The sequence below is a fragment of the Pedobacter sp. genome, assembly GCF_965279535.1.
In the GTDB taxonomy this organism is placed as follows: Bacteria; Bacteroidota; Bacteroidia; order Sphingobacteriales; family Sphingobacteriaceae; genus Pedobacter.
Genome location: NZ_OZ257244.1, coordinates 3,494,791 through 3,512,293, shown reverse-complemented (window position 1 = coordinate 3,512,293; position 17,503 = coordinate 3,494,791). Strand labels below are relative to the sequence as shown.

Below are 17,503 nucleotides of genomic sequence, written 5' to 3'. Positions count from 1 at the left end.
GCGATTAGTGGAATGGGTTTCTGACAATTTTAGGGTTGTTATTTAACACCGCTTGATCGATAGAAGAATAATAATTGGCCATACGGAAGAATCTTGCCCGGCGGAAACGGCTTGGCCTGATACGAGCATAAATATATTTACCATTGTCTGCATGTCCGGGTCTTACTACGCGGTAGGCATACAGTCCCCTCACTACGGCATTCGCATCATTTTCAGAGCCATCCCAAACCAGGTGCGCCAGGCGCCATCTCTTCAGGTCAAAATAACGGTGATCTTCAAAAGCAAGTTCTACCCTACGCTCATTTCTGATAACCTCCATGGTTAATGCGCTTAGGCTGTTGGCAGGAAATCCAGCACGCTGGCGTAATGAATTCACGTATCCCAGGGCCTCTGGTTGTCCCAGTTCAAATGCAGCTTCGGCAGCATTCAGGTAAATCTCCCCTAAACGGAACCATGGCCACCAGTTTGCTGCCGAGGTACCACGGGTACTGGCTGCGGGGGCATCGCTTACAAACTTCCTGATGTAGAAACCTGTATTGCTTACATCCATAGCATCATCTTTAGGGCCGTCGAACCCGGTCCAGACTTGTCCATCAGTATAATTTTTTCCTAACTCGGCAGATGTAGTTAACTGGTAGGCGCCATTGGTCCATACCGCAACACCCGCCTGGATTCTTACCGGATTGTTCTTAAAGCTAGTACCAGGATAAATAACCGTTCCGTATAAGCGCGCATCTTTATTGGCGAAAATATCCATAATGCCATTGTAGGCGATATAGTTCCCAGCCGCATCTTTATCACGCAATGTGCCCTTGCTCCCATCTAAATAATCAAAGCTTTCTACTAAACTGAGAGAAGGAGAAATGGTTGATGAAGATTCGTTATCCTCGGTCATGCTCTTAATGATGTTATCATAGGCAAATCGATGAACTTTTAAACTTACCGCAAAATCCTTGGCAAAAATCACTTCGCTGCCGGTTTTCTTATTGAGCATGTCGTAGAAGTTTGCACCTTTATCGGGATTGTCATTGAAAAGCGAATATGGACCGGTAATAATCTGCTTTGCAGCATTTAAAGATTTAAGGTAATAGGCATTGGCCATCGAAGCTGGAATGCCAACTTCACCACCCTTAGTGGATATCGGACTCGCCATCAAAGCGTTATACTTGGCAATAGAGGCAGCATAAAGCATAGCCCTGCTTTCCAGCGCAAGCGCAGTGTATTTGTTTGAACGTGTTTTGCTTGCATTATTGGCAACAAGATCTTCCTTAATGGCCTCCATTTCCTGATAAATAAAATCATAGATCTCATGTTCTTTAGCCCTTGGAACCTGGAGTGGTGTAGGATCGCCACTAAAATCGTACACCAGTGGTTTTTGTACAAGTGGTACACCACCCATGCGTTTTACCATCTCGAAGTAAACAAAAGCACGGATAAAACGAAGTTCAGCGCTGAAGAGATTTTTCTGTGCAGGGGTAAGTTTAGTACTGAGTGTTTGGATATTCTCCAGAGAAAGGTTGATGTCTCTGATAAATCCATAGTCCCAATAGCGACCATAGTCATCGCCAAACTGGAAATCATTTCTCCAGTTTTGATCGCGGTGGCCAGACCACATGGCATCATCAAGTTCTGTCATTCCACCGGTATTGAAAACGCCGTGTAATGTAGGCAACCTATTGTAGTAGTTGGCCAGCAAAGAAGTCATCAAGGTAGGACTGTTCCATAACTGCTCATCGGTGATCATTTGTTTGGGATCGCGCTCAAACCACTCATCGTGCTTACAGCTGTTCATGCCCAGGCATGCCAGCAAAGCCATCGTTATATATAATTTTTTCATTGAGTTAACATTTTGTATTGATTAAAAAGTGACGTTGAAACCCGCCATAAAAACGCGTTGTTGAGGGTAAACTACAGCTGCTGCAGCCTCTATCTCCGGATCAATCTGGAATTTTTTCACATTATCAAAGGAAACCAGGTTTGATCCGTTTACATAAAAGCGAATCTTCTGTGCTTTAATCTTTTCTGCAATACCCTTAGGCAGGCTGTAGGCCAATTCCAGGTTTCTAATTCTAAGATACCTTACATTGGTTAGCCAGAAATCGCTGTTTCTGCTATTAGGCCCTGTGTTGCCATTTCTGATTGCAGGATAATAACCGGGGATCCATTGGCTGTTAGGATCGTAGGGATCTGCACGGTGCCACCTGTCTTCTAACAGGTAAGCAGGAGAATTACCTCCACCGTGGAAAGCATTTCTCAATTCATAATCCTGGAACCATGATTGCACGGCGCCACCAGCCAAATCAACATTAAGATCGATTCCTCTCCAGCTTAATCCTATTCTGCCCCCGAAGGTCATCATCGGAGCCCAGCCTGTCGGATAGCCAATCGGACGTTCATCCATTCCATTGATCACCCCATCTTCGTTCACATCTTTATAAATAAAATCTCCAGGCAGCTGTGTCCTGTTGTTAGAACCATCGTTATTGATAGGATAGTTACGGATTTCTTCCTCAGACTGGAACCTTCCAACAACCTGGTAACCCCACCAAACACCTCCCCAACGTTCTTCTGCAGAATTTCTGTATTCATTAATCGAATTACTGAAACGTGGCTTATAAGACTCGAGATTTTTGAAACGCGAGAAGGTTAAATTGCCACTCACTACATAGTTCAGTTCCCCTACCTTACTGGTGTAGGTGATTATACCCTCTACCCCATAGTAACCGTTTTTATTCAGGTTTTCGTTTGGAAGACTATACCCTACTTCGCTTGGAAGCAATACATCATATCTCGGTGCCGGTATCCCTGTACGAATAATTTTGAAAGCATCGGCGGTAAAGGTTAATTTATTGTTGAACATGGCCAGGTCTACACCAATGTTGTAGTTGGTATTTTTTACCCAGGAAAGGTTACGGATGGGTAGCGGACGAGGTTGTACACCAGGATAATAAGTGCCGTTCAGTATTGCATCTCCTTGTCCGAAATTGTATCCGGCAAGATAAGCATGCATGCCTACGCCTTCCTCCAATCCTGTTTGGCCGATGGAAGCGCGGATCTTCATGTCGTTAACTACACCTTTAAGTGGTTTAAAAAAAGATTCGTCTGAAATTCTCCATCCCAGGGATCCACCCGGGAAAAAGCCCCAACGGCGATCATCATAATAGAGATACGAACCATCATAACGACCCAATAACTCTAAAAGATACTTGCCCTTGTAATTGTAGTTTAACCGACCAATATATCCGGCGCGTGCCTCATAAGCCCACTCATCGGCTACACTGTTCAGCTCGGCAAGCTTTTGCAATGGAATAAAGTTATTGGTTGGATTTGAGCCCAGCGCGGTGTAGGTTCTATCCCAATCCGAACGTTCATAACCCGCCATGGCAGAAAAACTATGGTCACCGATTTGCTTGGTGTAATCTAACTGGAACTGTGCGAAACGTGATATGGCCACGCGGTCTGTTTTGTATCTCCAGCCGGCATCACTCCCGCCTGTGCGGTTATAATTATTGTTCTCATATCTGTATACATCATAGGTATACTGGAAACCATCGAACTTATTATTGGTATAATTATAAGAAACTGTTCCTTTTGCTGATAATCCAAATTTGGTTTTGTAAGCACTAAACACGTTCACATTACCGCTTAAATAACTGTTATCTTTATAACCGGCAATCTCCCTGCTAAAAATAGCCGGATTGTATGAAAAATCGTTGGTGTGGTTTGGGTATGCCGGATTATCGTTTGCATATGGCGCTACCGTTGGCCTGTTTTTAAAAATGGCTAAAATGGAAGAAAAATAGCCATCTCCTCCAGGCAAGCCCACATCTTGTGTTTTTTCCTGCCTTCCGGAAATCTGTGCACCAACAGTAAGACCTTCCAGAATAGTGGCTTCCATATTGGCCTGTAAATTGGTGCGTTTATAAGAAAAGTCTTTGATCATGGCATCCTGATCCAGGTGGCCAACAGAAAGAAAATAATTGGATTTTTTTGCTCCGCCTGTTACATTGGCATTGATATACCGCTGTGGAATATCCTTGCGGATAACCATGTCGTAGTAATCGTAACTTTTATAACCAGGATCGGTACCAGCCTGCCATTTTGCAAGTTCTGAACGGGTGTAGATAGAATTTGGATCCCGGCCTTCATTTTGTGCCGCTTCAACAAGGCCCCTTGTGTATTGTGCAGCATTTGCCATTGTAGGGAAGCGGGTTAAATTTTGCCAACCCTGGTAACCATTGATATTTATTTTTGCTGTTTCATTCCGGCTACCCTTTTTTGTTGTGATGAGTACTACTCCCCTTGAAGCACGGAAACCATAAACGGCCGCCGCAGCATCTTTAAGGATAGATATACTTTCAATATCTTCCAGATTAAGGGCATTAAAAATATCGGCACCCGATGCGTTCTGTGTTCCAACCCAGTCGGTTCCGGTTTGTCCGCCGTAAGCTACCCCATCAATAACATATAATGGATTACCCATGTTGCGGATTTCAATGGCTGCCCCTTTTCCCGGACGGGCATCTTTTGCCCGAACCGAAACGCCCTGTACTTTTCCGGCAAGTGCTCCTGCTGCAGTGGTGGATGAAGTACGTACAATATCTTCCGACTTGATGTTGCTCACCGCTCCGGTAATGTTGCGTTTAGACTGTTTTCCATAAGCCACAACAACAACCTCTTCCAGGTCCTGATTATCACTTTCCAGGAAGATTTTGAGTTCACTTTTTTCGCCAACCGGAACCCGTTGGCTTTTGTAGCCTACATAGGATACGATCAATGTTCCCTTACTCGCAGTTAGCTGGAAACGACCCTGGTTGTCTGTAGTAGTAATTTCATTTGGCATGCCCTCCACCAGAACAGTGACGCCAGGTAACGTCTCATTTTTCTCGCTGAAAACTTGCCCTGAAATCTTACGTTGCGCAAATGAGTATGTGGGTATTCCCCATACCAACAGGCAGATTAAGAAAATTTTAAGGATTCTCATATTTATATTTGGTTTTTGTTTGTAATCACACCGCAACCATTACTTATCCGTGTATATGAAGGGTTATCGAAACAGGCACAATGCCGGATACCAGCCAGCTTTTCAGCAAGCTACCCACATCATGTATTCCTCCTATTGGTGATATACCATCCTCCTGACAGGAAGATGATCGGCTCATTTTATAACTGGATTTATAATTGGTTTATGAAACCAAACATAGTAGATTATGCCATCCACGAACATATACATATCCGTCAATTAACATCTGTTTTTTCGTCAAAATGGGGCTTAACAGGCCTTATTGCTTCTTTTTTTGATATTCAGAAGGTAGAATTCCGAATTCTTCCTTAAAGCATTGGCGAAAGTAAATGGAGCTGTTTATGCCTACCATCAGGGAAACTTCGGTAACGTTATACTGGCCCGAACGCAAAAGCTGAGCGGCCTTTTGTATCCTCACCTTACGCACCAGCTGATTGATATTTTTTCCGGTTAACCCTTTGAGTTTTCTGTAAAGTGTAGATTGACTCATGTTCATTTTGTCGGCAAGGGTAGCCGCATCAAGCACCTCATCCTGAATACAATCTTCAACCAGGCCTACAAATTCTTTTACAAATACATTTTCACGCCACAAGTCATCACTGATTGCGGCATCGGCTGTTTTTTCATGTTTTATCTGGGCAGAGAGCCGGCCCAGTACTTCTGTGTATACTGTCTTTTGTTTAAGCATGAGGTTTTCGATCCTGCGCAAGAGTGTTTTCGGGCTGATCGGCTTAACCAGATAAGAGTCTACCCCCAACTCATACCCCCGCTCCCGATCAAAATCCCTGTCCATAGCGGTTAGAAATACCACCGGAATGTGGCTGGTTTCCCGTTGCTGCCTTAATTTTTCAAGCATCAGAAATCCATCCATATCTGGCATCATCACATCACTCAATATGATATCAGGAATGCGTTTCTGGGCAAGTTCAAGTCCTAAAAGCCCATTTCCAGCCATAATAACTTCATAAGCAGGAGCGAGCACCGAGCATAGGTATTGGCTCAGATCCGGCTCATCTTCAACCAGTAAAAGCAATGGCCGCTGATCTTCTTCTGCGGATACATTATCCGCTGCGCCTGAAAACGCTGTTTTATCAGGCATTGCGGTCACTGTATTGGTTAGTAAGCGAACATTAAATTCGCTCCCCTTGCCCGGCGTACTTTTCACCGTAATTTTGCCATGATGAATAGCGGCCAGCTCTTTAACCAGGGCCAGGCCCACACCCGTACCCTGAACTGCAGAACGTGGCACCTGGTAAAATTTCTCAAAGATTTTATCAAGATGTTCTGCTGCAATACCACAGCCTGTATCCTTCACATTAATTAATGCACAGGTACTTAATAGGTCCTGCTCATAGGTTAAGCGTACCTCCACACTTCCGGAAGAAGTATATTTACAGGCATTCGACAATAAATTGTCCAGTATTAACTGCACAATCTCTGCATCGAAAGTTGTTTTTACATCGTCCTGTTCTAAAAGAAAGCTGATTTTAAGATCTTTCTTCGTATTTCCCTCGCTATACTTCAGCACGATTTGCTGTACAAGTTCGCCCAAATAACCTTCTCCTAAAATCAGTGGTTTGTGCTGCGATTCTACTTTACGAAACTCGAGTAACTGATTAACCAGCGAGAAAAGTCGGTTGGCATTCTTTTGTACAATGTAAACCCAATCTTTATGTTTGGAAGATAACTTTTCCTCCTGAAGTAAATCTTCGAGGGGGCCAAGAATTAGTGTTAGTGGCGTTCGAAGTTCATGGGTGATATTGGTATAAAAATTCATCCGCTCCATGTGTAGCTTTCCATCCTGCTCCAGCTGAAGCTTTTTAACATGGAGCTCGCCCTCTGCATATACTTTTTTCACATGAAAGAATAATAAGGCAAACACCACAGCCAGCGCAATAATTACATACAGGATTAATGCATAACCACTGAGGTAAAATGGCGGTGAAATCTTTATAAATAACTGCTTATAATCATCCGACCAGACTTCATTTTTCTGTCGCGTGCGGATCCGGAGTTCATAATTTCCATAAGGGATATTTCTGAAATCGAGGTTTTTTTCATTACCCAAAAAGATCCAGTCATCATCCAGCCCATGTAACTGGTAGCTGAACTCTACAATATCATTCAGCGCATAATCCATAACTGCAAGTTCAACACGAAAACTGTTCTCACGATGTTCCAGCCGGATTTCTTCGGCAAGGTTAGGATATTTTTCAGATTGAACATGCGTCTCTCCGGAGTTAAAAACCATCAACCTACTTATCCTGATGGGAGATTTTGGAAGTTTAAGCGGAATTTCAGCCGGATCAAAGTAACAAACGCCTGAAGGCATCCCAAAAAATAAGCGCCCTCTGGTATCAAATGCAACGCTGTTATTGGTAAACCCACCTAAAGGTAATCCAAAGGCATCGTCATAACTTAAGAAGTGTTTTTCTTCTGGAAGATACCGCAATAAGCCCGACCTGGTGGAGCACCAGATATTTCCATTGCGGTCTTCTGTAATGGCGTTAATGGTTTGCCAGGCATCTGATCCCGGTGGAATAACGGGATCGATATTCCCAATATCTTTATTTGCCTGCTGACAGGCCAAACCTTCATTTGTAGCGATCCAGATATTATTGTTCCGATCGCGAAAGAGGTGATTAATGGTATTGCTCGCAATTCCTTCTCCTTTTAAAACCTTACGAAGCAATTTCCCCTGACGATCAAACAGGTAAATACCCTGACCATAAGTACCTACCCACATGTAGCCGCGACTGTCTTCTACCAATGTGCGGGGGGCATAATCGCCAAGCATGGGGTTGTTGGTCACTATTTTTCTAAAAGTACCTGATTTGGTGTTATGAATAAACAGGCCTTCTTCAGCTGCAAAACAAATATTGCCCTGGGTATCCTCGATGATTGCCCTTACTGCCGACATTTTCTCACCTGCATCAACTTTACGCCAGCTATTGGTTTTCGCATCATAAAAAGAAACACCACCATTTTGCAGGCCGAACCATTTGTTATGCCGGCTATCTTCGAATCCTGACAGCAGAAAGTCATCAGCTAAACCGCTGTTGTAGGTTGTGTTGTTTACCGCCTCACCATTGGCTTTTACTTGCAAAATCCCATCCCCTGCTGTGGCCAGCCACATTCCCTTTTCCCTATCGGGTAATATGGCTGTAACGGTTGCCAGTTTACCTAAACCGGGCACTAAATTCTGTTTGGGAAAAATGGAGAAGAAAGGCTTTAAATGGCCTGAAAAGGCTATTCCGCCGCTGTAGATGGCCATCCAGATGTTTCCAAACTCATCTCTGTCCATGTTCTGCACGGATGCATTATTGCTTGTTTCGAGAAAAAACGGGCTTATGCTTTGAACCTGAATCAAGCCTTTATCGGCACCATAAACCGGGTCGATGATCAGTAATTGGGAGGATTCTGCGCCAACCCAGATCCGGCCATCAATCTCTTTTATCGAATACACAAAAGGTTCGTTTCTATTTTTGGTTTTGCCCGATAGGCTGATTCGCTGAATCTGTTTCGTGATGGGATTGTAAACGGCCAGTCCTTTTCTTGTTCCGATCCAGATGTTGTTTTTACTATCGCAAAAAACAGTTTTCACTTCATTATCCGGGAGTATGCCCAAAGTTGAGGCTACATCAAGTAACTGAACTTGTTTAGCTGCACTGTTAAAGATGGAAAGCCCTTTATGTACATGCCCGATATATACCAGGCCTTGCCTATCTTCTGCCAGCGCCCAGATACTATTCTCTGGCAGCGAAGGCACATTTTTCCTGTTAAAACGCTCAAATCGTTTGCTTACCGGATCAAAACGCTGGATACCCTGATGATATGTTGCCAGCCATAGCCTGCCACTTTTGCTTTTGATGATATCGGTAACATCATTGGTTGCGATAGACTGCGGATCCTTAGGGTTATGAAGGTAATATGAAAATCGATTGGTTTTCAGATCAAGCACATTGAGTCCATTGGCACGCGTGCCAATGTAAAGTTGATCGTTATCGCAAAAAAGTGTATTGATTTCATTGCTGTTAACAGAGAATCCATCTGCTTGTTTCGACTTATAATATTGCTTAAAGGAATTGCTGGCAAAGCGGTTTAATCCTGATTCGGTTGCTATCCAGATAAAACCAGATTTATCATGTGCAACATCCAGCACCTGCTGACTGGACAGCCCCTCTTGCAGAGATAAATACTGTGTTTTTTCCAACTGCCCGAACAGGGATGAAGAGTAGCATAAAACCACCAAAAAAAGCATCAACCTCATTTTATTCTGTTTAATTGCCAGCACATTCAATAATTTTTTCGCGTCAGATCATCCTCATCTAATTGCAACGAATACACCCAAACCCTTGCAGCAGCTTTCTAAATGCATGATTGCAATAAGGATCTTCCGTTTACAATCGGGAGAAAGGTTCATTTTGGTTAGTGATTAATCTGATTGGTTTGAAGGTCAAAAAGTAGATATTATTTTTTAATCGTCAAACATACGTTTAAAAAAATAAATGTTGATTTTTCATTGGCCAAAGCCATTAACCGGTTCTTTTATTCCGTTTTTATGTATTGCGGTTTCTTTTCTCTACTCTTCCAATCTTTTTTTGTCTTTGAATTTCAGCCGTTGGTCGATTGTCTGCCCTTGCTGGTATAATACCGCAATTTTCACTGAAACGTTTGCGCAGTGCCGCCGTCTTATTATCAGAACATTCAATAAAAACATTTATAAAAAATTAAAACTTAAAGCATATGAAAACTTTATTCAAAACATTATTCGCCTCTTCTTTAGCAGTAGTATTATCTACCACAGCAATCTTTGCCAACCCAACAATTGAAAACGGGAAATTAGTTAAAGCAGAACAAAAATTAGCGTTCAAACGCATTAAGGTATCTGGCAATGTAGAGTTAACCATTATCCAGGGCAGCCGCAGCAGTGTAAGCTATTCTGCAGAAAATAGTGGAAAGGTAAAAGTAACCCAACAGGGTGACGGATTGAACATTGAGGCAGCAGACAATACGCCTGCAAAAATCACCGTATACGTTAATGATCTTTACAGAATTCACGCTACAGATAATGCAAAAGTAAAAACTGAAGGCCAGTTAAAATCTCAGTATCTACAGGTTTTTCTGAGCGGTAATGCCTCGCTTGACTTAAATTCACGCAGCGAGGGTTTGTACACTGTGATAGAAGACGACTCACAATTGAGTTTAAAAGGATCAACAGGAGATCATAACCTGGTAATGAGCAGAAACCAAAAAATTAACATGGATAAATTTACAGCTGTAAATACCAAAACCAATTATGTTGCCGAAAATGCCTTTGCTTTTCTGGCGAAGTAAAAAGATAAAACAACGAAAAAGGGTGATCTTAACGGATCGCCCTTTTTTTGGTATGGAAGGTTTGAATTTCGCCTGCCAACACTATTGCAGATCCTGTGGTTTATAGTAATTGCTCACTTTAACCGGGAATTGTTGTTTGGCCAACAGATCTTTGTAAACATTTCCGGTAGCCACAACCGCACCTCTGTTTCCTGGATTTGTAGGGTAAGTCATGCTCGAATCATGAGAATACCCTATCATATGCCCCATTTCATGAACAACCACAAAGCAAACATCAGCAGTAAGATAGTCTTTCAAAACGTGGTTTGCCACTCCAAAAGTAGCTCCACCACCTAAACCTGAAACATTTACCACCACACCGCAATTAAAATTTGGGATATCAATCATCTTTTTAAAAGCCTCTTCCTTTTGCACCGTAGTTAATATTATTTTATTGTTATCGGTAATTGGTTCGGCTACAAATGCTGTTCGGGTTGCTTCTTCCTGAAACAGATAAGCCAGGTTAATGATAAAGCCTGTAAATCTCCTTACATCCTTTGCGTCGATATTTTCTTTCCAGTTATTTGCGGGATCGTCGTTTGGATCAAAATCATGATACTTTATTTTCCATTTTAACTTGGATAAAGTTTTCAGCTTTTTGATGAGCTCGGTATCACCTGAAAAGTCAAAAGAAACCTTTTCGACAGGAATGCCTGCAGATTTATATTGTGCCAAATCTACTTCCTGTCCTTCATTATTCAGGAATTTGCTATCGCCTGTTATAAAAGGATATTTTATTTCCTGAACACCATGTGCCCTGATCTTACCTATTTTAAAAAGTTTAACAGGGCTCGCCTGTCCTTCAATGGTCATCAAAATGGTGGCATCGTTAATCTCAACCGGAGCGAAGTTGGCTACCTCAATAGTAGTTGCATTTACAGCCTTAACACGCAAAACTTTCCCTATTTCATATCGTCTTGCCTCCGAAGTGAGCAGGGTGATGGATTCTCCATCGGCAAACATCACGGTCGAATTTGCATCAGTATCGAAATTATAGCTGGCGGTTGTTACAGCCTTTGGTGCATCAGGACCGTTACTGTTTTTCTTACAACCAAATACCGAAATGATTAGGAGCGGGAGGATCAGTTTTCTCATGGGATATTTTTTGGTTAAGGTTAGGTAAATCTATTTTAAAAATAAAGATTCAATTACGACAAATGCAAAATTTGCCGCCGATTATTTATGCCTTTTTGCGAGGCGGAACCAGAAACAACTTTATATTCAGGGTTGACCTTTGCGATAAACAACCTCTTTATCCAAAAGTAAAGCAATCACATTTCTCAATGCCGGGTTTCTGTTAGAGTCCTTCCAAATGACAGAAAGCTCGGTACGCTGCTTAATATTTTTGAGTTCGATAAACTTGATTTTGAGGTGGTAGCCCAGTTGCAGGGAGCTGGGAACGATGGCAACACCTAAACCCTGCTCTACCAGTTTAAAGATGGTTGGCCCATGTACCGATTTATGAAAAACCTGTGGTCTGAAGCCACTGTCTTCACAAATACTCATAATCAGATCGTAATAAAGGGGGCTATCCTCACTCGAAAAGAAAATGAAAGGTTCATTGGAAAGCTGCCTTACATTATTAAAGTTTTTTTCATGTATGGGGTGATCTTCGGGAAGCACCAGAGAAAAAGTATCCTCAAAAATCGGATGCCTGGAAATACCATCGGGCACCCTGGGTAAACGAACAAATCCCAGGTCAAGTTTATCTTTTTCGATCAGCTGAACCTGTAATTGGTTGGGCATTTCTTCGAGTAAAGTTTGTATCCCGGGATAGGTTTTATTTAAGCGGAAAATCAGTTCGGGCACTACATTTTGAGCAGCCGAGCCCAGAAAACCAATCCGCAGCTCCGTTTCTCTCCCCTTTCCAATGTTATCCAGCTGTGTTTTAATTGTTTCCAAATGGTTAAAGATAAAATCTACTTCTGCCTTAAGATAGGTGCCTGCACTACTTAATTCTACCTTACGCTTGTTGCGTACAAATAAATCCACACCATAAATTTCTTCCATTTGTTTAATCTGCCTGCTTAAGCCAGGCTGTGAGATAAAAAGCTTTTCTGCTGCCTTTCTAAACTTGAGTTCTTCTGCAAGTACCTGGAAATATTTCAGGTGTCTCAGTTCTATTTGATAACTCATGGTTATTAATTGATGATGTAATTGGTATTTATAAGCATCAAAAGTATAAATTATATTTGTTCTCAATCTATAAAAATAAGAGCGTGAAGCAGATTTTTCAATACGGAGCAGATACCCTGACAGTAGGGAAAGCCCTGGCCATTTGCAAGGGGCAAATAAATGGTGTATTAAATGAGGAAACCCGAAAGCTGATTAGGCAAAGCAGCACCGTAGTAGAAAAAATTGCCTCCTCTACTCAAGCTGTTTACGGTATTAATACGGGTTTTGGCCCATTGTGTACCGAGATGATCTCTGCAGAAGACACACGCAAACTACAGGAAAATATTTTAAAAAGCCATGCCGTTGGTATTGGCGAGCCGGTTTCAGAAGAGATTTCGCGATTAATGCTCATCCTTAAACTCCAGGCACTGGCACAAGGCTATTCTGGCATTCAGGAAGGTACACTCGACCGGATGATCTGGTTTCTCGAAAATAACGTTATCCCTGTTGTTCCCAAACAAGGTTCGGTAGGTGCCTCGGGTGATCTCGCTCCCCTTTCCCATCTTTTTTTACCCTTAATCGGATTAGGAAAAGTATATCATCAAGGAACAATTGCGGAAACAGCAGACATATTAAAAATCTATAATCTTGCGCCCATTTCACTGGGAGCAAAGGAAGGGTTAGCATTAATTAATGGTACACAGTTTATTGCTGCACACGCGGTAAAAGTGGTTCAGAAAATGCATAACCTCCTAGCAGTGGCTGATATTACTGCGGCCATGATGCTCGAAGGCTTATTGGGTTCGGCCAAACCTTTCCACGAGAAACTGCATAACTTACGGCCTTACAAAGGCAATAAACACGTAGCGGCAAATATTCGCCATTTGTTGAAGGATTCAGAAATCGTTCCCTCACATGCCAACTGTTCGAGGGTACAGGATCCCTACTCCCTGCGCTGCATTCCACAAGTGCATGGTGCTTCCAGAAATGCCTGGTTACACTTAAAGGAAATGCTGGAGATCGAAATTAATGCCGTTACAGACAATCCGGTAATTTTTAGTGAAGAACTCACCATCAGTGGAGGGAATTTCCATGGCCAGCCGATGGCGCTTCCTTTAGATTATGCATGCCTTGCGGCTTCAGAAATCGGGAACATATCCGATAGGAGAATATACCTGTCTTTAGAAGGGACAACGCCCGGGGTTCCTAAACTGCTTATGAAAGAGACGGGGCTTAACTCAGGTTTCATGATTTTACAATATACCTCCGCAGCCCTGGCCAGTGAGAATAAAGGTTTATGTTTTCCGGCAAGTGCCGATAGTATTCCTACTTCATTGGGGCAAGAAGACCATGTGAGCATGGGCTCTATAAGTGGTAGAAAAGCACTTCAGGTAATTGAAAATGTAGAAAAAATACTGGGAATAGAACTTTTCTGTGCTGCACAGGCGATGGATTACCATTTACCATTAAAATCGGGTAAAGTAATTAATGCGGTGCACGATGCAGTAAGATCAAAGGTTTCACATATTGAGGAAGATCAAATTATGTACAATTTGATGCAAAGCACTATAGACCTGGTACAAAGTGGGGCGTTACTGGAAATTGCCAACGCCGCACAGCAGCAGGTTAACAGTGAAGGTTTTAGCGAGGAATTTGAAAATTATTGATCATGGAAAATGAATACTGCCTGATAGGTCCCATTTCACAGTTGATTACCCTTGCCGGTCTGGCCGAAAAAGGCCCGCTTAAAGACGAGGTATTACAACCCATCCTGGAGGGAGGGATTTTAGTGCGGGGCGAATTAATTTACAAAATTGGACGCTATAGCGAGCTCCTGGAAGATGCTGAAGCTTTAAACGCAACCAAGCTTGTACTTGAGGGCCATTACGTATGCGTACCCGGTTTTATTGACGCACATACACACATTTGCTTTGCAGGCAGCAGGGCCAATGATTACGCCATGCGCAATTCGGGAAAATCATACCTGGAAATTGCACAGGCAGGGGGCGGAATCTGGGATACGGTAAAGGCTACGCGCAAGGCAACTGAAGCTGAACTAACAGCAATGACCACAGCGCGTGCGAACAGGCATTTACAAGAAGGCGTAACCACAACAGAGGTTAAAAGTGGTTATGGCTTAAGTGTAGCGGAAGAACTGAAAATGCTTCGTGCAATTGCCGCTGCAGATCAGGAAACTGAAGCAGACCTGATTTCTACCTGTTTGGCGGCACACATGCTTCCAAAAGATTTTGAGGGTACAGCTGAAATGTATCTGAAACAGATTAGTGATGAACTCTTCCCCCTCATCCAGAAAGAAAATTTAACTACCCGTGTCGATGCCTTTATTGAACAGGGAGCATTTTCTCCTGAGCTTATCGGCCCCTACTTTGTAATGGCGCAACAATATGGTTTCAGCATAACGGTTCATGCCGATCAGTTTAGTGCCGGAGGAAGTGCTGTTGCGGTTAATTTTAATGCTTTAAGTGCCGACCATTTAGAAGCGAGCGCTGATCTGGAAATTAACCTGCTGGCAGGTAGCGAAGTGGTAGCAGTGGCCTTACCCGGGGCATCAATTGGCCTGGGTTGTGCTTTTACGCCAGCAAGGAAATTATTAGATGCCGGAGGTTGTTTGGCCATTGCAAGTGATTGGAACCCTGGTTCTGCACCAATGGGCGATTTATTACTGCAAGCGGCTTTGTTGGGCACTTTCCAGAAACTCTCTAATGCAGAAATATGGGCAGGCATCACCTTTAGGGCTGCAAAAGCACTTAATCTGTACGACAGAGGGCAACTTGCCCCTGCAATGTTAGCCGATTTCAATTTATTCGCCACGGCAAATCATCAGGAAATATTATACCAGCAAGGCAAACTAAAGCCTGCGCAAGTTTGGAAGAATGGAAGATGTGTATACTCAAATCTGAAAAATGAACTTTAAAGAACAAATTCTGCAAGGCATTCCAGCTGTACTGCCTGAAAGGAAAATATACAACGCACAGTTAAACCATGCCCCTGTCAGAAAGGACATCCTTCATCCGGAAGAAAAAAAACTGGCAGTAAGTAATGCGCTTCGCTATTTCCCAGGCGAATGGCATCAAACCCTTGCACCTGAGTTTCTGGAAGAACTGAACACCTATGGCCGGATCTATATGTATCGCTTCAAGCCCGATTACGCGATTTACGCAAGGCCTTTAAGCGAATACCCATTCCAAAGCTTACATGCAGGTTGCATCATGCTCATGATTCAGAATAACCTCGATCCTGCAGTGGCCCAACACCCGGAAGAATTGATTACCTATGGCGGTAATGGTGGTGTTTTCCAAAACTGGGCACAATACCTCATTACCATGCAATACCTGGCCATCATGACGGATGAACAAACGTTGAACATGTATAGCGGGCATCCTCAGGGCTTATTCCCATCTTCCAAGTATGCCCCAAGAGTTGTGGTTAGCAATGGCATGATGATTCCGAATTATTCAAAAGCAGATGACCTGGAACGTTTCAGTGCATTGGGTGTTACCCAATACGGTCAAATGACTGCGGGATCTTACATGTATATTGGCCCTCAGGGGATTGTACATGGCACTACGATTACCTTAATGAATGCTTTCAGGAAAAAACTGGCCGAAGGGCAAAGTCCGGCCGGAAAGATATTTCTTACTGCCGGCTTGGGGGGTATGAGTGGTGCTCAGCCCAAAGCCGGGAATATTACCGGTTGTATCACCATTTGTGCAGAAGTTAATCCAGCGGCGGCCCATAAAAGGCACGCACAGGGCTGGGTAGATGAGCTGGTTGATGATCTGACCAGCCTGCTTGCCCGTACAAAAAGGGCGAGGGAAGGTAAGGAAACGGTTTCTATTGCCTATGTAGGCAATGTAGTGGATATTTGGGAAAGATTCGATTTAGAAGACATATCCGTTGAGATTGGTTCAGATCAAACTTCCTTACACAATCCCTGGTCGGGCGGATATTACCCCGTGGGATTAAGCTTTGAAGCGGCCAATAAAATGATGGTTACATCGCCTCAACAGTTCAAAGATAAGGTTCAGGAATCGCTGAGAAAGCATGCAGCTGCTATTAACAGGCACGTGGCAAAAGGCACGTACTTTTTTGATTACGGGAATGCATTTTTACTGGAATGCAGCAGAGCCGGAGCTGATGTGATGGCCACAAATGGCATCGATTTTAAATATCCTTCTTACGTACAGGACATTTTAGGCCCCATGTGCTTTGATTATGGTTTTGGTCCTTTCAGATGGGTATGTAGTTCGGGGGATGCGGAAGATTTAGCCATTACAGACCGTTTGGCGCTGGAGGTGTTGGAGGACATTAAAGTTACCGCAGCACAGGAAATTATTCAACAATTATCAGACAACATCACCTGGATCAGGGAAGCCGCAGCCAACAGGCTTGTGGTGGGCTCTCAAGCCCGGATTTTGTATGCAGATGCAGAAGGAAGAGCGAAAATTGCAGAAAAATTCAATGAAGCAGTAAAAACAGGAGAATTGTCTGCTCCGGTAATATTGGGTCGGGATCACCACGATGTAAGTGGCACTGACTCTCCTTTCAGGGAAACCAGCAATATTTATGATGGAAGCCGGTTTACTGCTGATATGGCTATACAAAACGTAATCGGCGATAGTTTCAGGGGCGCTACCTGGGTTTCAATCCACAATGGAGGTGGTGTAGGCTGGGGAGAAGTCATTAACGGCGGCTTTGGAATGGTACTGGATGGAACGGAAGAAGCTGATGAAAAACTGAAAAATATGCTTTTTTATGATGTAAACAATGGAATTGCAAGACGCAGCTGGGCCAGAAATCAGGAAGCCGATTTTGCCATCAGAAGAGAAATGGAGCGTACGCCCCTGCTTAGGGTTACACTACCAACAAGAGTTGATGAGGATATTTGGGAAAGTTTGTTTTAAGTCCAAAATCTCTCTGTATTATTCTTAATACTTTAAATTCGTATCCGTTTAACAGTATTATTTT

At 43.1% G+C, this 17,503-nt stretch carries 9 protein-coding genes; 4 read left to right on the top strand and 5 right to left on the bottom strand.

The window, feature by feature from the left end; translation table 11 throughout:
• Window positions 1–4: 4 nt before the first annotated feature.
• The 3 genes from ACQY77_RS14250 to ACQY77_RS14240 all read right to left on the bottom strand — a co-directional run bounded on the left by ACQY77_RS14250 (window position 5) and on the right by ACQY77_RS14240 (window position 9,293).
• Entirely contained in the window at window positions 5–1,837 is a 1,833-nt protein-coding gene (locus tag ACQY77_RS14250; protein ID WP_421941490.1) for a RagB/SusD family nutrient uptake outer membrane protein, read from the bottom strand.
• A gap of 21 nt (window positions 1,838–1,858) precedes the next feature.
• Complete coding sequence (locus ACQY77_RS14245) at window positions 1,859–4,984, bottom strand: SusC/RagA family TonB-linked outer membrane protein (protein WP_421941491.1); 3,126 nt, start codon at window positions 4,982–4,984, stop codon at window positions 1,859–1,861.
• 298 nt (window positions 4,985–5,282) lie between these two features.
• Window positions 5,283–9,293: a two-component regulator propeller domain-containing protein gene (locus ACQY77_RS14240; protein ID WP_421941492.1), complete on the bottom strand. Its 4,011-nt coding sequence runs from the start codon at window positions 9,291–9,293 to the stop codon at window positions 5,283–5,285.
• 476 nt (window positions 9,294–9,769) lie between these two features.
• On the opposite strand from ACQY77_RS14240, the gene ACQY77_RS14235 reads away from it, so the two are divergent.
• Window positions 9,770–10,360: a GIN domain-containing protein gene (locus ACQY77_RS14235; protein ID WP_421941493.1), complete on the top strand. Its 591-nt coding sequence runs from the start codon at window positions 9,770–9,772 to the stop codon at window positions 10,358–10,360.
• An 81-nt stretch (window positions 10,361–10,441) separates the two neighbouring features.
• On the opposite strand, the gene ACQY77_RS14230 is transcribed toward ACQY77_RS14235, so the two are convergent.
• Entirely contained in the window at window positions 10,442–11,494 is a 1,053-nt protein-coding gene (locus ACQY77_RS14230; RefSeq protein ID WP_421941494.1) for a hypothetical protein, read from the bottom strand.
• A gap of 126 nt (window positions 11,495–11,620) precedes the next feature.
• On the bottom strand, window positions 11,621–12,535 hold the full coding sequence (locus ACQY77_RS14225) for a LysR substrate-binding domain-containing protein (RefSeq protein ID WP_421941495.1): 915 nt from the start codon (window positions 12,533–12,535) through the stop codon (window positions 11,621–11,623).
• An 83-nt stretch (window positions 12,536–12,618) separates the two neighbouring features.
• On the opposite strand from ACQY77_RS14225, the gene hutH reads away from it, so the two are divergent.
• From hutH to ACQY77_RS14210, 3 genes are read left to right on the top strand one after another with little or no spacing between them, the layout of a single operon-like run.
• A complete protein-coding gene (gene hutH / locus ACQY77_RS14220) occupies window positions 12,619–14,181 on the top strand; it encodes a histidine ammonia-lyase (protein ID WP_421941496.1) in 1,563 nt (520 codons plus the stop codon).
• A 2-nt stretch (window positions 14,182–14,183) separates the two neighbouring features.
• The gene (gene hutI / locus ACQY77_RS14215) at window positions 14,184–15,449 is read left to right on the top strand and encodes an imidazolonepropionase (RefSeq protein WP_421941497.1); all 1,266 of its coding nucleotides are present in this window, start codon (window positions 14,184–14,186) and stop codon (window positions 15,447–15,449) included.
• Entirely contained in the window at window positions 15,439–17,439 is a 2,001-nt protein-coding gene (locus ACQY77_RS14210) for a urocanate hydratase (protein WP_421941498.1), read from the top strand. Before hutI ends, ACQY77_RS14210 begins: the two co-directional genes overlap by 11 nt.
• The last annotated feature ends 64 nt before the right edge of the window (window positions 17,440–17,503 follow it).